Origin of the sequence: Ekhidna sp. (genome assembly GCF_963691765.1) — a bacterium.
Taxonomy (GTDB): Bacteria; Bacteroidota; Bacteroidia; order Cytophagales; family Cyclobacteriaceae; genus Ekhidna.
In genome coordinates this window covers 1420877-1436955 of the sequence record NZ_OY829375.1, presented here as the reverse complement: position 1 = coordinate 1436955, position 16079 = coordinate 1420877, and the positions used below count along the sequence as shown (strand labels likewise).

Genomic DNA, 16079 nt, shown 5'->3' with positions numbered 1-16079 from the left:
TTTTCACCTTGGTAATTTTTGGATGTTCCATTGAAAAAAGCATGAATAATGCTGAATTTGATGCGGTAATCTCCAAACTAGGTGACTCCCCCGAAAAGAATTCCCCTGAAGAAAACATCATGGTGGGCGACGCTTACCGGAAATCAAACAGACCGGTTGAATCTATACCGTTTTATGAGGCAGCCATAAAAGAAGGGACGACTGATGAAGCAGCCAATCTTTATTTAGCGCAGGGTTTGAAAGTGGAGCAGAGATATGATGAAGCACAAAAAGTACTTGACAATTATGTGCCGAGAGCAAGAAATGAAAAAATTAAGGCCTTAGCGGAAAAGGAAATTCAGAACCTAAGAGAAATTGATGATTTGCATGAGCGTGAAAGCTACTATCGAGTTAAAAATCTCCAGGATATAAATACAGAACGCGCTGAATATTCCCCAGTTTTTAGCCGCAATTACCTCTATTTTACTTCAAATAGAGATGTGTCTAAGATTTATCGCACTACTGGTACACCTTTCACGGATATTTATCGGGTCGCTTCTAAAGGAGCTAATGTTAAAATAAGCACATTAGGGCCTTTGGATCCAATTATTAATCACCTTGATACCAATGAAGGGTCTGTTGCTATTTCTCCGGACGGCACGTCAATGATTTTTGCAAAAGGCAACAATGGGAAAGCGAAAGGATATAGTGAGGTCAACTTGTTTTTCACGCGATATAGAAATGGGAAATGGTCAGAACCGGTTCCATTATCTATTAATGTTGCTGAGGCTTGGGATTCTACCCCAGCATTTTCTCCTGATGGAACAACGCTCTATTTTTCTTCAACAAGACCTGGAGGCTATGGAGGCGCGGATTTATATCAAGCTAAGGTAAATCGACGCGGAAGGTGGGTTGATGTTAGGAATTTAGGCCCTGAGGTTAATAGTGCAGGCGATGATGTTTTTCCATATGTGAGTAAAGATGGGAGCCTTTATTTCTCCTCAGACGGTCATGCGGGTTTTGGTAAACTAGATATTTTTCAAGCTATTAGAGAAGGTGGACATGTTACAGTGAAAAACTTGGGTAAACCGATGAATTCATCAGCCGATGATTTCGGATTATATCAGTTCAATTTGACCAAAGGGTTCTTCACTTCCAATAGAAGAGGGGGAAAGGGGGATGATGATATCTATACATTCATCAATGATGATCCGGATTTGAAAGTGGTCAACTATTTCCTAACGGGTATTACAGTAACAACAGATGACGCTGGCGAAGAAATTATTCTTCCAAATACTAAAGTTTCTTTGACTACTGATAATGGTGAGGTTCTAGATGAGGCTTTTACTGGCGCAGATGGGAGTTTCAATTTTAGAGTTTATCCTGAGGAACACTATGATCTAATAAGTGAAAAGACAGATTATTTCACTGTTAGAAAAGACTTTACCACGATTGGTAAAACAGTGGATAAGACGACTCTTACTGAGTTCATCACTGACGTGAATTTTGAAACTAAGATCATGATGGATCCGATCGTTTTGGAAAAAGCTATTGTGTTGGAAAATATTTATTACGATTTGGACAAGGCAAACATTCGACCTGATGCAGCCCTGGTACTTGATAGTTTGGTTCAAATAATGAATGATAACCCTGAAATATTCATCGAGCTTGGATCTCATACGGATAATCGAGCAGACGATAATTATAACCTTAGACTTTCACTACAAAGAGCCCAGTCTGCAGTGAGCTATATCATCAATGAGGGAATTGATGCAAAACGCATAACAGCGAAAGGGTATGGAGAAACACAATTAATCATTAAAAATGCTGAGACAGAGGAAGAGCATCAGCGAAATAGAAGAACTGAATTCAAAGTATTAAGATACAATCCTAGAGATAGGGATGACGAGCTCCCTCCAGATGAACCTGTAGATGAATACGATCGATTCTTTAAAGATTCGGGTGATGGAAACTGATAAAGTTTTTTCTTTGCAAGAAAAAACAGCATGACTGATCGGTATGCCCAAAGAGGGGTTTCAGCAGATAAAGAGGATGTCCACTCGGCAATCAAGAATATAGACAAAGGCCTCTACCCAAAAGCTTTTTGCAAAATCGTTGAAGATATTACCGGAGACCCGGAGTACTGTACTATTATGCATGCTGATGGTGCAGGGACCAAATCCTCTCTTGCCTATCTCTACTGGAAAGAGACCGGAGATCTAAGCGTTTGGAAAGGAATAGCACAAGATGCTATCATCATGAATGTAGATGACCTTCTTTGCGTAGGGTCGGTGGACAATATTCTTCTTTCTTCAACGATTGGAAGAAATAAAAATTTAATACCAGGTGAGGTAATCTCAGAAATCATTAATGGGACAGAAGAAGTGCTACAAATGCTTCGAGACAATGGTGTGAATATCAAATCTACGGGAGGTGAGACCGCAGATGTAGGTGATTTAGTGAAGACCATTATTGTTGATAGCACGGTGACTGCCCGAATGAAGCGAGCAGATGTTATCAATAATGAAAACATTCGCCCTGGAGACTTAATTGTAGGTATGTCGTCGTATGGCCAGGCTACCTATGAAAAAGAATATAACGGGGGTATGGGTAGTAATGGATTAACCTCAGCTCGTCACGATGTATTCAATAAAATTTATGCTGAAAAATATCCAGAGTCTTTTGATCCTAGTGTTCCAAAAGATTTGGTTTATAGTGGTTCAAAAAAATTGACTGATTCAGTAGATGGATCTCCCTTGGATGCAGGTAAGCTTGTACTTTCTCCTACACGCACTTATGGACCAGTAATTAAGTCGATTTTGAAGGAGCTGCGTTCAGAAATCCACGGAATGGTTCATTGCAGTGGTGGAGCGCAAACCAAGGTTTTACATTTTGTAGATAATGTAAGAGTGGTGAAAGACAACATGCTTCCTATTCCACCGCTATTCCGAATGATCCATGAAGAAAGTGGAACTGATTGGAAAGAGATGTATAAAGTATTCAATATGGGACATAGAATGGAGATTTATGTCGCTGAGGAATCTGCTGATGAAATTGTAGAAATCTCTAGATCCTTTAATGTAGATGCCCAAGTAATTGGAAGGGTTGAAGAGTCGGATAAGAAGGAGTTAATTATTCAGTCCGAGCACGGCGTATTTGAATACTAAAGGAAAAGTTTAGGTAAGAAAATAAGAGCTCCAGCAACTAGGGCAAAGACTGCTGCCAATAAGGTGGCTGCGGCACCAAAGTCTTTGGCTTTTTTAATAAATGGATCTTTTTCTGGACTAATCTTATCGCTAAGTGCTTCAATTGACGAATTAAATAATTCACAGATCCAGACACTTGAGATGGCAAATGCTATTATTGCCCACTCTATTCTGTTGATACCAAGGAATGCGCCTATTGTAACAGCTGCAATAGTTGCTAAAAGATGAATTCTACTATTTGGCTCTGACTTAAGCATCTGCAAAATCCCCTGTAGAGCATAGGAGAAGCTTGCAAGTCTTTTTTGGATGTAACTCATAGTTTTCTTTATTAAATGGGACTAAAAAGTGTCTTTTTGAGTACACATGGATAACAATTTGCATTTATCGTAAACAAACGAAAATAGTTTCTCGATTTTAAGGTATGAGATTTATTTACATCGTTCTGTTTGCTTCTTTGTCTTATGTTTCATTCGGTCAGGATAAACCGCTGGTGGTTGTTGAGCTTTTCACCTCTGAAGGGTGCTCAAGTTGTCCTCCAGCAGATAGACTGCTTTCAAGTATTGTATCAGATCAAAATGAAGATGTTGAGGTTTTGGGTTTGTCTTTCCATGTAGACTATTGGGACTATATCGGATGGAAAGATCCATATGCCAGCAGTGATTATACATTGAGGCAAAGAGCGTATGGAAGAAAATTCAACCTTAACACCATATATACGCCACAAATGATTGTGAATGGCAAACATGAATTTGTAGGGTCAAGCAGATCTGAATGGTATAGAGCACTAAATTTAGAAAGTCAATCTACCCCTCAGATAGAACTGGAAGTGTCGATTTTATCAAAGACTGGTACAGCTCTTTCTTTTACAGTTCAATCTAAGAATTCTACTAATTCTCAAATCAATGTTGCCATCGTTGAAAAGAACCTTGCTCAGGATGTTAAACGTGGCGAGAATAGAGGAAGAAGACTCTCACACGATAACGTTGTGCGTTCTTTTGATACCAGAAGTTTTGACGGGAGAGAGAATAAGTTTACCCTGCAACTTCCTGAAGGTCTGAAAGAAGAGGATGCGAGTTTAATTGTTTATTCCCAAGCTAGCGATAGCTGGACTATTAACGGAGCTAAGAAATTTAGCTTCGCTTCAATGAAATAAAGCAAGCTTAATATTTCATAAATTCTTTTTACAACCATCCTGAATTCATCTCTTTTACGTTTTCTTTAAAAACAAAAAGGCGATGAAGGAATGGTACGTTACTCTCAGCGATCATAAGATCTCACTAATTCCTATCACAAAGGATCATATCCTTCAAATGAGGAGGCTAAGTTCTGATTCAGATATATGGACTTGGTACACTGAAGACTTGACGGATCCAGATGCTCTAGAAGCTTGGATGATAAAAAGACTCGAAGAAACCCAACTAGAATCAAAAATGACTTACGCGGTTAGGTTAGAAGATACCGGAGAGATAATAGGAGCCACCAGTTATGGGAACATTGATTGGCAGGAGCATGGTATTGAGATTGGCTGGACATGGCTAGGAAAAAAATATATTGGTAGTGGCCTAAATAAACGCATGAAGTACTTAATGCTAAGACATGCATTTGAGGTGATGGAAGTGGAGAGACTTGAGCTTAGGACAGATGAAGAAAATATTAGATCTCGAAAAGCGATGGAAAAAATTGGAGCAAAGCATGATGGTACTTTAAGAAATCATCGTTCTACTCAGGGTGGACGAAGGAGAAATACTGTAGTTTACAGCATCATTAAATCTGAATGGTCTACAATCAAGGAAACAATTTTTAAAGATCTATAATGGAAGCATTACTAATTATCCTTTCTGTGCTATTGATTGCTGGAGGGATTATTTTCTCAATTTTACCTCCCTTACCAGGTCCTGTTCTTACTTACTGTGCTATGATAAGCACTCACGCTGTTGCTAACGATACAGAGTTTAGCACTACATCATTTGTAGTTTGGGGCATCATTGGGTTGATCATAACGATAGCCGATTACGTCCTTCCGGTTGCGGCTACTAAAAAGTTTGGAGGCACAAAGGCAGGGGTGATCGGAGGTATGATAGGAATGGTTGCTGGTATATTACTTCCTATACCCTTTGGAATTATTCTAGGACCATTATTTGGAGCAATTATTGGAGATTTATACGGCGGAAACCGCATCAGGTCAGCGTTTAAATCAGGTTTTGGATCTTTCTTGGGATTTGTCGCAGCCACCACTCTTAAGCTCCTCTATTCAATTATACTAGGAGGGGTAATTGCGTGGAAAGTAGGTGGATTTACTGTCAACGCAATTATTGATATGTTCTAGATTAAAAACATGCTTACTAGACCTGCTAAAATCAAAATATCTATGTAGGTTTTTACCGATCTAAAATCACTCATTTTATCAGCTTTTACCAGGCGATATGCTATCCAAAAAACAAAAATTAGAACACCAAAGAAGAAGTACCTAACATTCCAATTTGGAATGGATAGCAGGTAAAAGCTAAGTAGGCCTACTCCAGCTGCTCCGGCTAGAAGTATCACTAGTTTGGCACCTCGGACTCCCCATACTATGGGGATGGATTGAATCCCAAATTGTCCTTCCCCTTTGGCGCTAATTATATCTTTTAGACTTTCACGAATAAATATTGTTACACATCCAAATAGCGCATAGGCTATTACCAGTAGATTGAACTCTCGAAAAAATACCATCACTAAAAGCAATGTAAGACATGTTAGAAAAGCTATGGTAAGAGTTCCTAAGAGCACCCATCTTCTGATAATAACACTGTAAGTCCATAGTGCACCAGAAGAAAATATATGAATGACCCCAACGGCAGGATCTATTAGAAATCCGAGTGCTATTCCTGAGAAGGTTAATACAATATGTGAAAACAAGGCAAGTCTTCTTCTAAATGTGGTGCCTACAATCACTTTATCAGGTCTATTAACCATGTCTATTTTTTGATCGAAATAGTCATTGATTATGTATCCCGCTGCACCAATCATTCCGGTACTAAAAATGAAGACTAGGAACTCAATTTGAATGAGATTTTCTAAAGATTTATCTAAAAGATAATATGCGGTGATAAATTGAGTAATTCCTATAACTAACAAGTTTGGAATACGACTCGCTAACAAAAAACCTACAGTATTCTTAACGATAAAACTCACTTTTTATCTTGGATGCTGTCGGTAATCATTTGGTATATGCTTTTCAATTTTTCATCCTTAAGCATACTCAAATGAGTATTAATAGTGTCATCATCTTCCCTTACCGCTGGTCCGGTTTGAGAATTAGATGGATTCAACTCTACTGCTTTCTCCAAGGTTTCTTCTACTAATGGTTGAATGTCTTGAAAACTCATGTCTAAGTCAGCGAGTAATATTTCAGACAAGTGCAGCATGTGATTGCTAAAGTTGCATGCAAATACAGCGGCTAAATGAAGCTTCGAACGATTTGTTGATGTCATTAGCCTTACGTCATTGCTGAAACTTCTGACAAAAGTAAAAATGTCACGTTCACCTTCATCTGAGCCTTCCACGAAGATTGGAAATGATGTAAAATCGATCTCCTTGGTAGTACTAAATGTCTGTAATGGATACATCACACCGTGCTTTGCGTGTTTTGATAAGTCTGCTATCGGATTGGAACCGGAAGTATGCAAAACGATGGCTTCCGAAATGGCAAGCTGATCGGAAACCTCTTTGATGATATCATCTGGCACACTTAAAATGATGATATCAAAATCATTTGGATCCAGCTGATCCATCGAAAGCACACTGTCTTCAATCGGTGTTCTTGAAAAAATTGAAACCTCGTGACGTTTCGCGGAGATACGATTAGCTAGATGATAGCCAACATTTCCGTACCCAATGATTGCTACCTTGCTCATACAGTAAAAATAGAAGATAAAAGCCCAAAAAGTGAATTTATGCTTCTACTCCTTTGTCTCGCATTTTTATAAATTCAAGATATCTACGTCTAATGGCTACGATAAAGCCAATTACTAGCATGAATGTGCCTATCCAAAGCACGTTGATCCAAGGCTTTTTTACCGCCTCCATAATGATCCAATCCTTTTGGGTAGTTTGATAAGCCAAAACAACTGCATTTTCCTTAGGAAGAATATTTTGTATGGAGATCCTAAATGCTAAATCATTTACTTGATCGTCAATTCTTCCTACAAATTCCTGATTTCTAATTAAGAAAATTGGTTCGGTAGTGTAGTTTGAATATTCACCTTGTACTTCTATTACCGCTTTGACAGCTACATCTCCGTTTGAAAGTGGAGTGCCGTTAACTTCTGAAATTGGCTCCATTCTTTTCAGGGTTGCTACGTAATCATTGACGAAGAATTGACCTCCGATATCTACTTTAACTTCTTTTGGCTGACTCCAGTCTATTTCCTGCTCTGGGTCAGGAAATACACGCACATGAGTATACATATCGGCACTTGCATTTCTTCTAATGTCAGGTGAATAGACAATCATGTCCATTGATTTATTTACCTGCACTCTTGGAAAAAGTGTAAACTCTTTGCCTTCCTCTTTGTGATACTCTACTTCAAAGTAGCTGTTTTCTGGATTGATCAGAGTTAAAGTATCTCCGTTACTTTTTCTGACCACTTTCAATGGGTCTGGAGTTAGCGCTAGTGCATTTTGATCAATGTATCCTTCCTCTCTGGTTTCTTTTCTAATTCCTCGATAAATCATCGAGTACTCTTTCATTTGTCGAGGCTCGTTGATGAACAACAAGAGGTTATCTCTATTTACTTCTTCTGGGAAATCAGAGTTCCAGACCATTGTGGTATAGTTGGTGGAAAGGATGGTAGAGTACCCACTAGAGAAAAGAATTCCAACTAACATTAGCGCAACACCAATGTGGGTTATAGAGCCTCCAGATAGTTTGATACTCGATTTGGCCAGACCCAATAAAATCTTAGCATTGGCACAAATGGAATACACACAAGATATCAGTAAAATCAAGTAAAATGGCTCTGTTATGCTTCCTGCTAAAATGATTGCGCCGGATATAATCAATGATATGATAAATGGCGTTCTTAGTTCATCCATGAGCTTCTTGCCGTCCATTTTTTTCCACCAAAAAAACTGGCCAGTACCTGAAAGAATTGCCAAAAACACGGAAAGAATAAGTTGAGGTAAGGAGTATGCCTCATAAATATCCGTTGGAGGTGCCAGGCTTAGTTCAAACCCAATAAGACTTGCAACCTTATTGTATACAGGCATCGATGTATAAAGCAATACTTGGAATGCCATCAGTCCAAGTACTCCAGCTCCCATGAAAATCCAGAATTCTCTAGAATAAGTTGAAGTCTCCTCATCTGAGGTCGGGATTTCTTTCCACCTTTTTACTATCAATAATATAGATAGGACAATGAATGCGAATAAGTATATAAGAAGCTGTCCGGAAAGTCCGAGATCCGTAAAAGAGTGAACCGATGAATTGCCAAGGATTCCACTTCTTGTTAGAAATGTAGCATAAAGAACAAGAATGAATGAGGCAACAACCAATATCAATGAAAGCTTTAGTGCTGATCCACTCTTCTTATAAGCAATCATGACATGTATTGCAGCTACTAATACCAGCCAGGGCACATAAATGGCATTTTCTACTGGATCCCAATTCCAATATCCACCGAAATTCAGTGTTTCATATGCCCAATAAGCGCCCATCAAAATACCCACCCCAAGAATCATAGCTGAGAACTGAGCCCATGGGAGCGCTGGTCGAATCCATTCCTTGTTTTTACCGATTAACAATCCTCCTAAGCAATAGGCGAATGGAATAACAGTAGTAGCGAATCCTAGAAATAGCGTTGGAGGGTGAATCACCATCCAATAATTCTGAAGTAAAGGATTTAGTCCATTCCCATCTTCTGGAATAAAGTTGGGATTTGTTTTAAAGATTGGAGCATCAATAACCTCTCTTAGCAGCATAAATGGGGAACTACCGAGCTTCACATCGAATACCACAACACCCAAAATCATTGATACAAGGAAAACTTGAGTTACTGCCATGATAAACATCACTGGAGACTTCCAAAATTTGTTGGTATTAAGCAAGATGATTCCTAAAACGGCATTCCAGAAAATCCAGAGTAAGAAAGAACCTTCTTGGCCTTCCCAAAAACAAGAAATCTGATAATATGTAGGGAGAATCTTAGAGCTGTGACTGAACACATAATGATACTCGAAGTAGTGATTATTAATCAAATAAAACAGTGTGCCAATAATGCCAACAACTGCAACTACATGTGCATAGAAGATTTTGCTAGCAAAAGCTGTCCATTCCTGATCTTGATTTCTGCCTTTAAAAAAAGCAAAAGCTGAAAGCAAACTTGTTACGAACGCAAGAATGACGAACGCATGACCTAATTGTCCCTCGAAATAATGTATCATATGCTGGCTCTACTTTAGCCAAAAAATTTAGCTATTAAACTCAGGGTCTTCCTGGTATTTGGAAGGACACTTAAGCAATATTTTTTCTGCAACAAATTTCTCTCCTTGATAAGATCCGATTATTACAACTTGTTCCGATCTGGTAAAGTCCGTTGGGATAGGATCTGCGTGCAATACCTGTTGCTTCAGACCATTCTCATCCACCATGTCAAATTTAAATGAGAGTTTATCAGGACTTTCTATAATGCCTATGATCTCACCAGTTGCAGTTTTAGGAAGTTCTCCAACAACATGTATGTTTTTTTGAAACCCTTTTTCAGAAAGCTCTTTAGCTTCTGAAAAGCTAACATAAGAACTCGCATCTCCTGTCATTGAAATAATCATAGCAATTGCTATTGCAATTACTACTACTGCTGCTATGTGTGTTTTTTTCATTTTTCTGAAACTTCTTCTTCTAAACGCTTTGCACGCTTATCCAGTTTGAATAAGAGAAAGAAAAAACCAGCCAAGATGATAAGAATCACCGCTATGACTACATAGATCTTTCCTTCACCTCGGAATTTATCTGCCATCTCAACTTGAGCTTGAGCATATTGAGTTCCTAAAATCAAAATTATTCCTAGTAAAAATTTATGCATCTTCAAGTTTTTGTTTGGTTATTGTAAGCCTTATAGAAATTGTCGAAATCCAAAAACCCAGCAAAGTCCAACCTATAACAGCTACATAAAACACTTTTTTAAGGTTGCTATCCGTATCATAAATGCTTAATGCTGGATTACCTCCATTGCCCGGATGAAGGCTATCCGTCATTCTGGGCAGAATAAATAATAGAGGGATCATCATAGCAAATGCAAAAATGTTGTATACAGCAGATATGCGATTGCGTTGCTGTTCATCTTGAAAAGAACCTCTCAAAACGAAATAAGCTAGATATACGAGAAGAGAAATAGCAGCTCCGTTCTGCTTGGGATCATTGCTCCAAAATTCACCCCATGCAAATTTTGCCCACACCATTCCAGATAGAATGCCTAAGATGCCAAAGGCAAGACCAACAATTGCAAGTTGGCTGCTATAGACATCGCTATTCATATTGCCATTTTTGAGGTACTTAATTGCATGGATCACCGAAGACAGAAAAAGTAGTATCATCCCAAACCACATGGGTACATGGAAATGTAGTACCCGAATAGTTTCGTTAAGAATATTTAGCCGTGGTACTGGAAACAACAATCCACCTACAACTGTGTAAATCAATATTGTTACACACAGCCATTTCCACCAATCAGTTTTTAGTAAATAACCCATCACGATTTCCAGGTAAAAGGGAACAAAACGAATGTGAGCGCAATGATAATCACATCGACTGAGAAGAGCGCAGTTAGATTTCCCTGAATCTGCATAAAGACATAACTGTCAAGTATTTTGAAGCTATTGCTTATCGCTAGAACCAAAACAGGTATAATAACTGGAAATCCTAGTACTGCCATCATGATTGACCGGTTGCTTGTACGGAAGGCAATAGATGAAATCATTGTAAAAGCCGCGCTTAAACCCAAGCATCCAAGAACCAAGTTGAGAAGAAAAAGACCGTGGTTGATCAATGGGTTACCTAAAAGAGTTGAATAGATAATTAGTGAAACAATGGAAATTGTAAAAAGGTAAAGAAATGAGTAAATCAACTTTGCAAGGATGATTTCATGAGCTTTGGACAGAAAGAAATAGTAAAGCGATCTTCTTTCTTCCTGAATAAAACTTTTTGAAATCGCATTTATCGTGGTGAATAGCAAGATTATCCAAAACAGCGCATTCCAGACTTCAACGGAAACAAGTCCCTTGAACGCCATGAATGAAGTAAAAATCGTTGAAGTCAAATAAAGCATAATTCCAGTAATAGGATTTTGCTGCCTCCAATCGACGATTAAGTCTTTTTTAATTAATTCTACTACTCTTTCCACTTAAGCACAAAGGTAAATTCAAACCGGTTCATACCTTGCATTTACTTATCATTCAAGTTAGCATTGCAATAGATTTTTAGAATTATAAGCGTAAAATGAGGTGAGTTTCGAAAATAGGATTCACGTTTCGCATAAAGTAAACAGATGAAAAAAATTCTTGTAACAGGGGGAGCTGGATTTATTGGATCTAATTTGATAGAATCTCTACTGGAAAAGAATTACCAAGTTGTTTGCTTGGATAACCTCTCTACAGGGTTTGAGAAGAACATTAAAACTTTTGAAGGGGATAAGAATTTTCAGTTTATTGAAGGGGATATTTTAGATTATCAGTTGCTATTGAAGGCATCCAAAGATGTTTCTGCCATCTCTCATCAAGCAGCACTCGGTTCGGTCCCACGATCTATCAAAGATCCACAACTATCAAATAGAGTGAATATCGAAGGCACTTTAAATGTGTTTAAAGCTGCGGTGGATAATAAGGTTGATAGAGTAGTTTACGCCGCCTCGTCATCCACATATGGTGATTCGCCTGACCTTCCAAAAAAAGAAGAAAAAATTGGCAATCCTCTGTCACCTTATGCCATTACTAAATTGGTGAATGAAATGTACGCTGATGTTTTCTACAGAGTGTATAGACTGAATTCAATTGGCCTCCGGTATTTCAATGTATTTGGGCCAAAACAAGATCCCAATGGAGCTTACGCTGCGGTCATTCCACTTTTTATTAAGGCTATTTTGTCGGGTGATTCTCCGAATATCAATGGAGATGGCAATCATAGCCGTGATTTTACATTTGTTGCAAACGCTGTTCAGGCAAATATTAAATCCTTGGAAGCTCCGGAAAGCCTCTCTAATGAGGTTTATAATATAGCGTGTGGAAATAGCACGAATTTAAATGAACTTGTAGATTATATTAATGAACTGGCTGGTACCAGCGTTGTTGCTAAACATAGGAGAGAGAGAGAAGGTGATATCATGCATAGTCTGGCTGATATTTCAAAAGCAAGCCGGGATCTTAACTATGATCCAGTTTTTGACATTAAAAAGGGGTTGGAACTGACAATCAATTGGTATAAAAGAAATATTTGACTGTGACTAAGTATCCTAACATATTGATCACTGGTGGTGCAGGTTTTATTGGCTCGCACGTTGTAAGAAGGTTAGTGAAAAACAGTAATTACAAGGTTGTTAACCTTGATAATTTGACTTATGCAGGGAATCTTGAAAATCTAAGTGATATCGAAGCAAATGATAATTATGAATTTGTAAAAGGAGATATCTGTAATTCACTTTTTATTGAACAATTGTTTAAAGACTATGACTTTAAATCGGTTGTGCATTTAGCCGCTGAGTCACATGTAGATCGGTCTATTTCAAACCCAATCGAGTTTATAAATACCAATGTACTCGGAACAGTAAATCTTCTAAATGCTGCAAAGAATACTTGGATGGGAGATTTCGCTGAAAGAAGATTCTATCATATCTCTACCGATGAAGTTTATGGGTCGTTGGGTGAAAAAGGGTTTTTTACCGAGACGACATCCTATGACCCTCAGTCTCCATATTCTGCCTCCAAAGCATCCTCCGATCATTTTGTAAGAGCTTATGGCAATACCTATGGTTTACCCTATATAATTTCCAATTGCTCGAATAATTATGGGCCTAACCAATTTCCTGAAAAATTGATTCCCTTGATGATCCATAATATTAAAAATGAACAACCTCTTCCAGTCTATGGGAAAGGTGAAAATATTCGCGACTGGCTTTATGTAGAAGATCATGCCCGGGCGATAGAATTGATTTTGGAAAAAGGGGGGGATGGTGAAACCTACAACATTGGTGGATTCAATGAGTGGAAAAACCTTGATTTGGTAAGGTTACTATGTGATATAATGGATAGTAAGCTTGGCAACCCACAAGGTACCTCCAGGGAACTAATCACATTTGTAAAAGACAGAGCAGGTCATGATCATAGATATGCAATTGATGCATCCAAGATTCAAAAAGATTTAGGATGGGAGCCATCTTTGCAATTTAGAGAGGGCTTAGAAAAAACGGTTGACTGGTATTTTGATAATGAGCAATGGTTGAAAGATGTTACCACTGGTGATTATTTGAAATATTATGATGATCACTATAAAAACAGATAAGAATGAAAGGAATCATACTAGCTGGGGGATCAGGTACTAGGTTACATCCATTAACCAATGCGGTTAGTAAGCAATTGCTACCTGTATATGATAAGCCAATGATCTACTATCCATTGTCGACCTTAATGCTTTCTGGTATCAAGGAGGTATTGATCATAAGTACACCAAGAGATTTACCCATATTTAAGAATTTGCTTGGAGATGGATCATCATTGGGTTGTTCATTTTCATATGCAGAACAGCATGAACCTCGAGGTTTGGCCGAAGCGTTTATCATTGGTGAAAAATTCATTGGAAATGATAGTGTCGCTTTGATTTTGGGGGATAACATTTTCTATGCTTCCGGGTTGTCAAAAAAACTACAATCTTGTATAGATCCTAATGGTGCTATAGTATTTGCATACCATGTCAATGATCCAAATAGGTATGGTGTCATCACATTTGATGAGAATAATCAGGCAATTTCTATTGAAGAGAAGCCAGAAATGCCAAAGTCTAACTACGCAGTACCGGGTCTTTATTATTATGATAATGATGTGATTGAAGTAGCTAAAGGAATTAAACCAAGCCCAAGAGGAGAGATTGAAATTACTGACGTCAATAACTACTACTTAAATCAAAAAAAATTATATGTTAAGGTCTTTGACAGAGGCACCGCATGGTTAGATACTGGTACATTTGCGGCATTAATGCAAGCAGGAAATTTTGTGCAAGTAATTGAAGAAAGACAGGGTTTGAAAGTTGGATGTATTGAGGAAGTAGCCTACAAAATGGATTTCATTTCAGATAGTGAATTGGAAAAGTTGGCTTCATCCTTAGATAAGAGTGGATATGGTGATTACTTGCTAAATATTCTTAACAAATGAAAGCTGAAGAAACTAATCTAAAGGATTGCTGGATTCTGGAACCGGATGTTTTTGAGGATGAAAGAGGATACTTTTATGAGGGGTTTAATAGTGAAAAATTCAAGAATATTACTGGATTTGAATTTGATGTCAAGCAAGTAAATCAGTCAAGGTCTGCGAAAGGAGTTTTGAGAGGTTTACATTTCCAATCTGGAAAACATGCACAGGCCAAGTTGATTTCTTGTATCGAAGGAGAAGTTCTCGATGTGGCTGTGGATTTAAGGCAAGGCTCATCCAGTTTTGGAGGATATAGTGTGGTAAGGTTGTCAGCACACAACAAAAAGCATTTTTATATTCCCAAAGGAACAGCTCATGGGTTTTTGGTGCTATCAGATTACGCAAAATTGATGTATCAAGTAGATGAGTTATACAATGCCGAGTCCGATTCCGGGATAAAGTATAATGATCCTGATTTAAATATAAGCTGGGGTGTGAGAGATGAAGAGTTAATTTTGTCTGAGAAGGATATAAACTTGCCTTCTCTGAGTCAGCTAAAACTAGATTTCTAATGACAAAAAAGAAAGTATTAATCACCGGAGGAGCAGGATTTTTAGGGTCCCATTTGTGTGATAGGTTTTTAGATGAAGGTTACCATGTTGTAGCGATGGATAATTTGTTAACTGGTAACATTGAAAACATCGAACACCTTATGGGACATAAAGATTTTGAATTTCAGCATCATGATGTTTCAAAATATGTTCATGTCTCTGGGGATCTGGAATACATCTTGCATTTCGCATCACCGGCAAGCCCAATAGATTATCTCAAAATGCCTATTCAAACGATGAAAGTTGGCTCATTGGGGACACTTAATTGTCTAGGGTTAGCAAAAGATAAAAAAGCTAGAATGTTAATTGCCTCTACATCGGAAGTATATGGAGATCCATTGGTTCATCCTCAAACTGAAGAATATTGGGGAAATGTGAATCCCGTAGGACCGAGAGGTGTCTATGATGAAGCGAAAAGATTTCAAGAAGCTTTAACCATGGCATATCATACTTTCCATGGTTTGGAAACTCGGATAGTTAGAATCTTTAACACATTTGGGCCCAGAATGAGATTAGATGACGGTAGAGTTTTGCCTGCGTTCATTTCTCAGGCTCTCAAAGGAGAAAGTTTAACCGCATTTGGTGATGGCTCTCAAACTCGATCATTTACATACGTTGATGATTTAGTAGAAGGGATTTATCGATTACTAAAAAGTGATTACTCTCAGCCAGTTAATATTGGCAATCCCGAGGAAATAACTATCAATGAATTTGGTGAAGAAATTATTCGACTTACGGGGAGTAAATCGAAGATCATTTACAAAGATTTACCTAAGGATGATCCGAAGCAACGTAAGCCAGATATCACCTTAGCGAAGGAGGTTTTAAACTGGGAGCCAAAATTTACCCGATCTGAAGGTTTGAAGCCAACACTCGATTATTTTCAAAAGAAGGTCTTGGGCTAAATTTTTGA

Annotated in this window: 18 protein-coding genes; 10 read left to right on the top strand and 8 right to left on the bottom strand. The window is 38.1% G+C overall.

Features of this window, described 5'->3' with window-relative positions; genetic code table 11:
* Positions 1-41: 41 nt before the first annotated feature.
* Both ACY650_RS06760 and ACY650_RS06755 read left to right on the top strand, forming a co-directional pair.
* Positions 42-1955, top strand: coding sequence for an OmpA family protein (locus ACY650_RS06760; protein ID WP_462253041.1), 1914 nt, complete (start codon positions 42-44; stop codon positions 1953-1955).
* 30 nt (positions 1956-1985) lie between these two features.
* Positions 1986-3146 (top strand): AIR synthase related protein, encoded by a 1161-nt coding sequence (locus ACY650_RS06755; protein WP_462253039.1) that lies wholly within the window; start codon positions 1986-1988, stop codon positions 3144-3146.
* Here ACY650_RS06755 and ACY650_RS06750 read toward each other — a convergent pair.
* Complete coding sequence (locus ACY650_RS06750) at positions 3143-3502, bottom strand: diacylglycerol kinase (protein ID WP_462253037.1); 360 nt, start codon at positions 3500-3502, stop codon at positions 3143-3145. The two genes, ACY650_RS06755 and ACY650_RS06750, sit on opposite strands and share 4 nt — an antisense overlap.
* A 104-nt stretch (positions 3503-3606) precedes the next feature.
* Here ACY650_RS06750 and ACY650_RS06745 point away from each other — a divergent pair, with 104 nt between their 5' ends.
* The 3 genes from ACY650_RS06745 (at position 3607) to ACY650_RS06735 (ending at position 5511) form a co-directional block, all read left to right on the top strand.
* Positions 3607-4338, top strand: coding sequence for a DUF1223 domain-containing protein (locus ACY650_RS06745; RefSeq protein ID WP_462253035.1), 732 nt, complete (start codon positions 3607-3609; stop codon positions 4336-4338).
* 82 nt (positions 4339-4420) lie between these two features.
* The gene (locus ACY650_RS06740) at positions 4421-4999 is read left to right on the top strand and encodes a GNAT family N-acetyltransferase (RefSeq protein WP_462253033.1); all 579 of its coding nucleotides are present in this window, start codon (positions 4421-4423) and stop codon (positions 4997-4999) included.
* Positions 4999-5511, top strand: a complete 513-nt coding sequence (locus ACY650_RS06735) for a DUF456 domain-containing protein (RefSeq protein ID WP_462253031.1) — start codon at positions 4999-5001, stop codon at positions 5509-5511. Before ACY650_RS06740 ends, ACY650_RS06735 begins: the two co-directional genes overlap by 1 nt.
* Here the strand turns inward: ACY650_RS06735 and ACY650_RS06730 are convergent.
* From ACY650_RS06730 to ACY650_RS06700, 7 genes are read right to left on the bottom strand one after another with little or no spacing between them, the layout of a single operon-like run.
* On the bottom strand, positions 5508-6359 hold the full coding sequence (locus ACY650_RS06730; RefSeq protein ID WP_462253029.1) for a geranylgeranylglycerol-phosphate geranylgeranyltransferase: 852 nt from the start codon (positions 6357-6359) through the stop codon (positions 5508-5510). The two genes, ACY650_RS06735 and ACY650_RS06730, sit on opposite strands and share 4 nt — an antisense overlap.
* Positions 6356-7081 (bottom strand): Rossmann-like and DUF2520 domain-containing protein, encoded by a 726-nt coding sequence (locus ACY650_RS06725; RefSeq protein WP_462253027.1) that lies wholly within the window; start codon positions 7079-7081, stop codon positions 6356-6358. The genes ACY650_RS06730 and ACY650_RS06725 overlap by 4 nt, the downstream gene beginning before the upstream one ends.
* 37 nt (positions 7082-7118) lie before the next feature.
* Positions 7119-9608 carry a heme lyase CcmF/NrfE family subunit gene (locus tag ACY650_RS06720; RefSeq protein ID WP_462253025.1) on the bottom strand — a complete coding sequence of 830 codons (2490 nt, stop codon included), beginning with the start codon at positions 9606-9608 and terminating at the stop codon, positions 7119-7121.
* 27 nt (positions 9609-9635) lie between these two features.
* A complete protein-coding gene (locus ACY650_RS06715) occupies positions 9636-10043 on the bottom strand; it encodes a cytochrome c maturation protein CcmE domain-containing protein (RefSeq protein WP_462253023.1) in 408 nt (135 codons plus the stop codon).
* Positions 10040-10246 carry a CcmD family protein gene (locus ACY650_RS06710; RefSeq protein WP_462253021.1) on the bottom strand — a complete coding sequence of 69 codons (207 nt, stop codon included), beginning with the start codon at positions 10244-10246 and terminating at the stop codon, positions 10040-10042. The genes ACY650_RS06715 and ACY650_RS06710 overlap by 4 nt, the downstream gene beginning before the upstream one ends.
* Positions 10239-10913, bottom strand: a complete 675-nt coding sequence (ccsA, locus tag ACY650_RS06705) for a cytochrome c biogenesis protein CcsA (RefSeq protein WP_462253019.1) — start codon at positions 10911-10913, stop codon at positions 10239-10241. The genes ACY650_RS06710 and ccsA overlap by 8 nt, the downstream gene beginning before the upstream one ends.
* Positions 10913-11563, bottom strand: a complete 651-nt coding sequence (locus tag ACY650_RS06700) for a heme exporter protein CcmB (protein ID WP_462253017.1) — start codon at positions 11561-11563, stop codon at positions 10913-10915. The genes ccsA and ACY650_RS06700 overlap by 1 nt, the downstream gene beginning before the upstream one ends.
* 144 nt (positions 11564-11707) lie before the next feature.
* Here ACY650_RS06700 and ACY650_RS06695 point away from each other — a divergent pair, with 144 nt between their 5' ends.
* From ACY650_RS06695 to ACY650_RS06675, 5 genes are read left to right on the top strand one after another with little or no spacing between them, the layout of a single operon-like run.
* Entirely contained in the window at positions 11708-12652 is a 945-nt protein-coding gene (locus tag ACY650_RS06695) for an SDR family oxidoreductase (protein WP_462253015.1), read from the top strand.
* 2 nt (positions 12653-12654) lie between these two features.
* Positions 12655-13713, top strand: coding sequence for a dTDP-glucose 4,6-dehydratase (gene rfbB / locus ACY650_RS06690; RefSeq protein WP_462253013.1), 1059 nt, complete (start codon positions 12655-12657; stop codon positions 13711-13713).
* A gap of 2 nt (positions 13714-13715) precedes the next feature.
* Positions 13716-14579 (top strand): glucose-1-phosphate thymidylyltransferase RfbA, encoded by an 864-nt coding sequence (gene rfbA / locus ACY650_RS06685; RefSeq protein ID WP_462253011.1) that lies wholly within the window; start codon positions 13716-13718, stop codon positions 14577-14579.
* Positions 14576-15127: a dTDP-4-dehydrorhamnose 3,5-epimerase gene (gene rfbC / locus ACY650_RS06680; protein ID WP_462253009.1), complete on the top strand. Its 552-nt coding sequence runs from the start codon at positions 14576-14578 to the stop codon at positions 15125-15127. Before rfbA ends, rfbC begins: the two co-directional genes overlap by 4 nt.
* Positions 15127-16071 (top strand): UDP-glucuronic acid decarboxylase family protein, encoded by a 945-nt coding sequence (locus tag ACY650_RS06675; RefSeq protein ID WP_462253007.1) that lies wholly within the window; start codon positions 15127-15129, stop codon positions 16069-16071. Before rfbC ends, ACY650_RS06675 begins: the two co-directional genes overlap by 1 nt.
* The last annotated feature ends 8 nt before the right edge of the window (positions 16072-16079 follow it).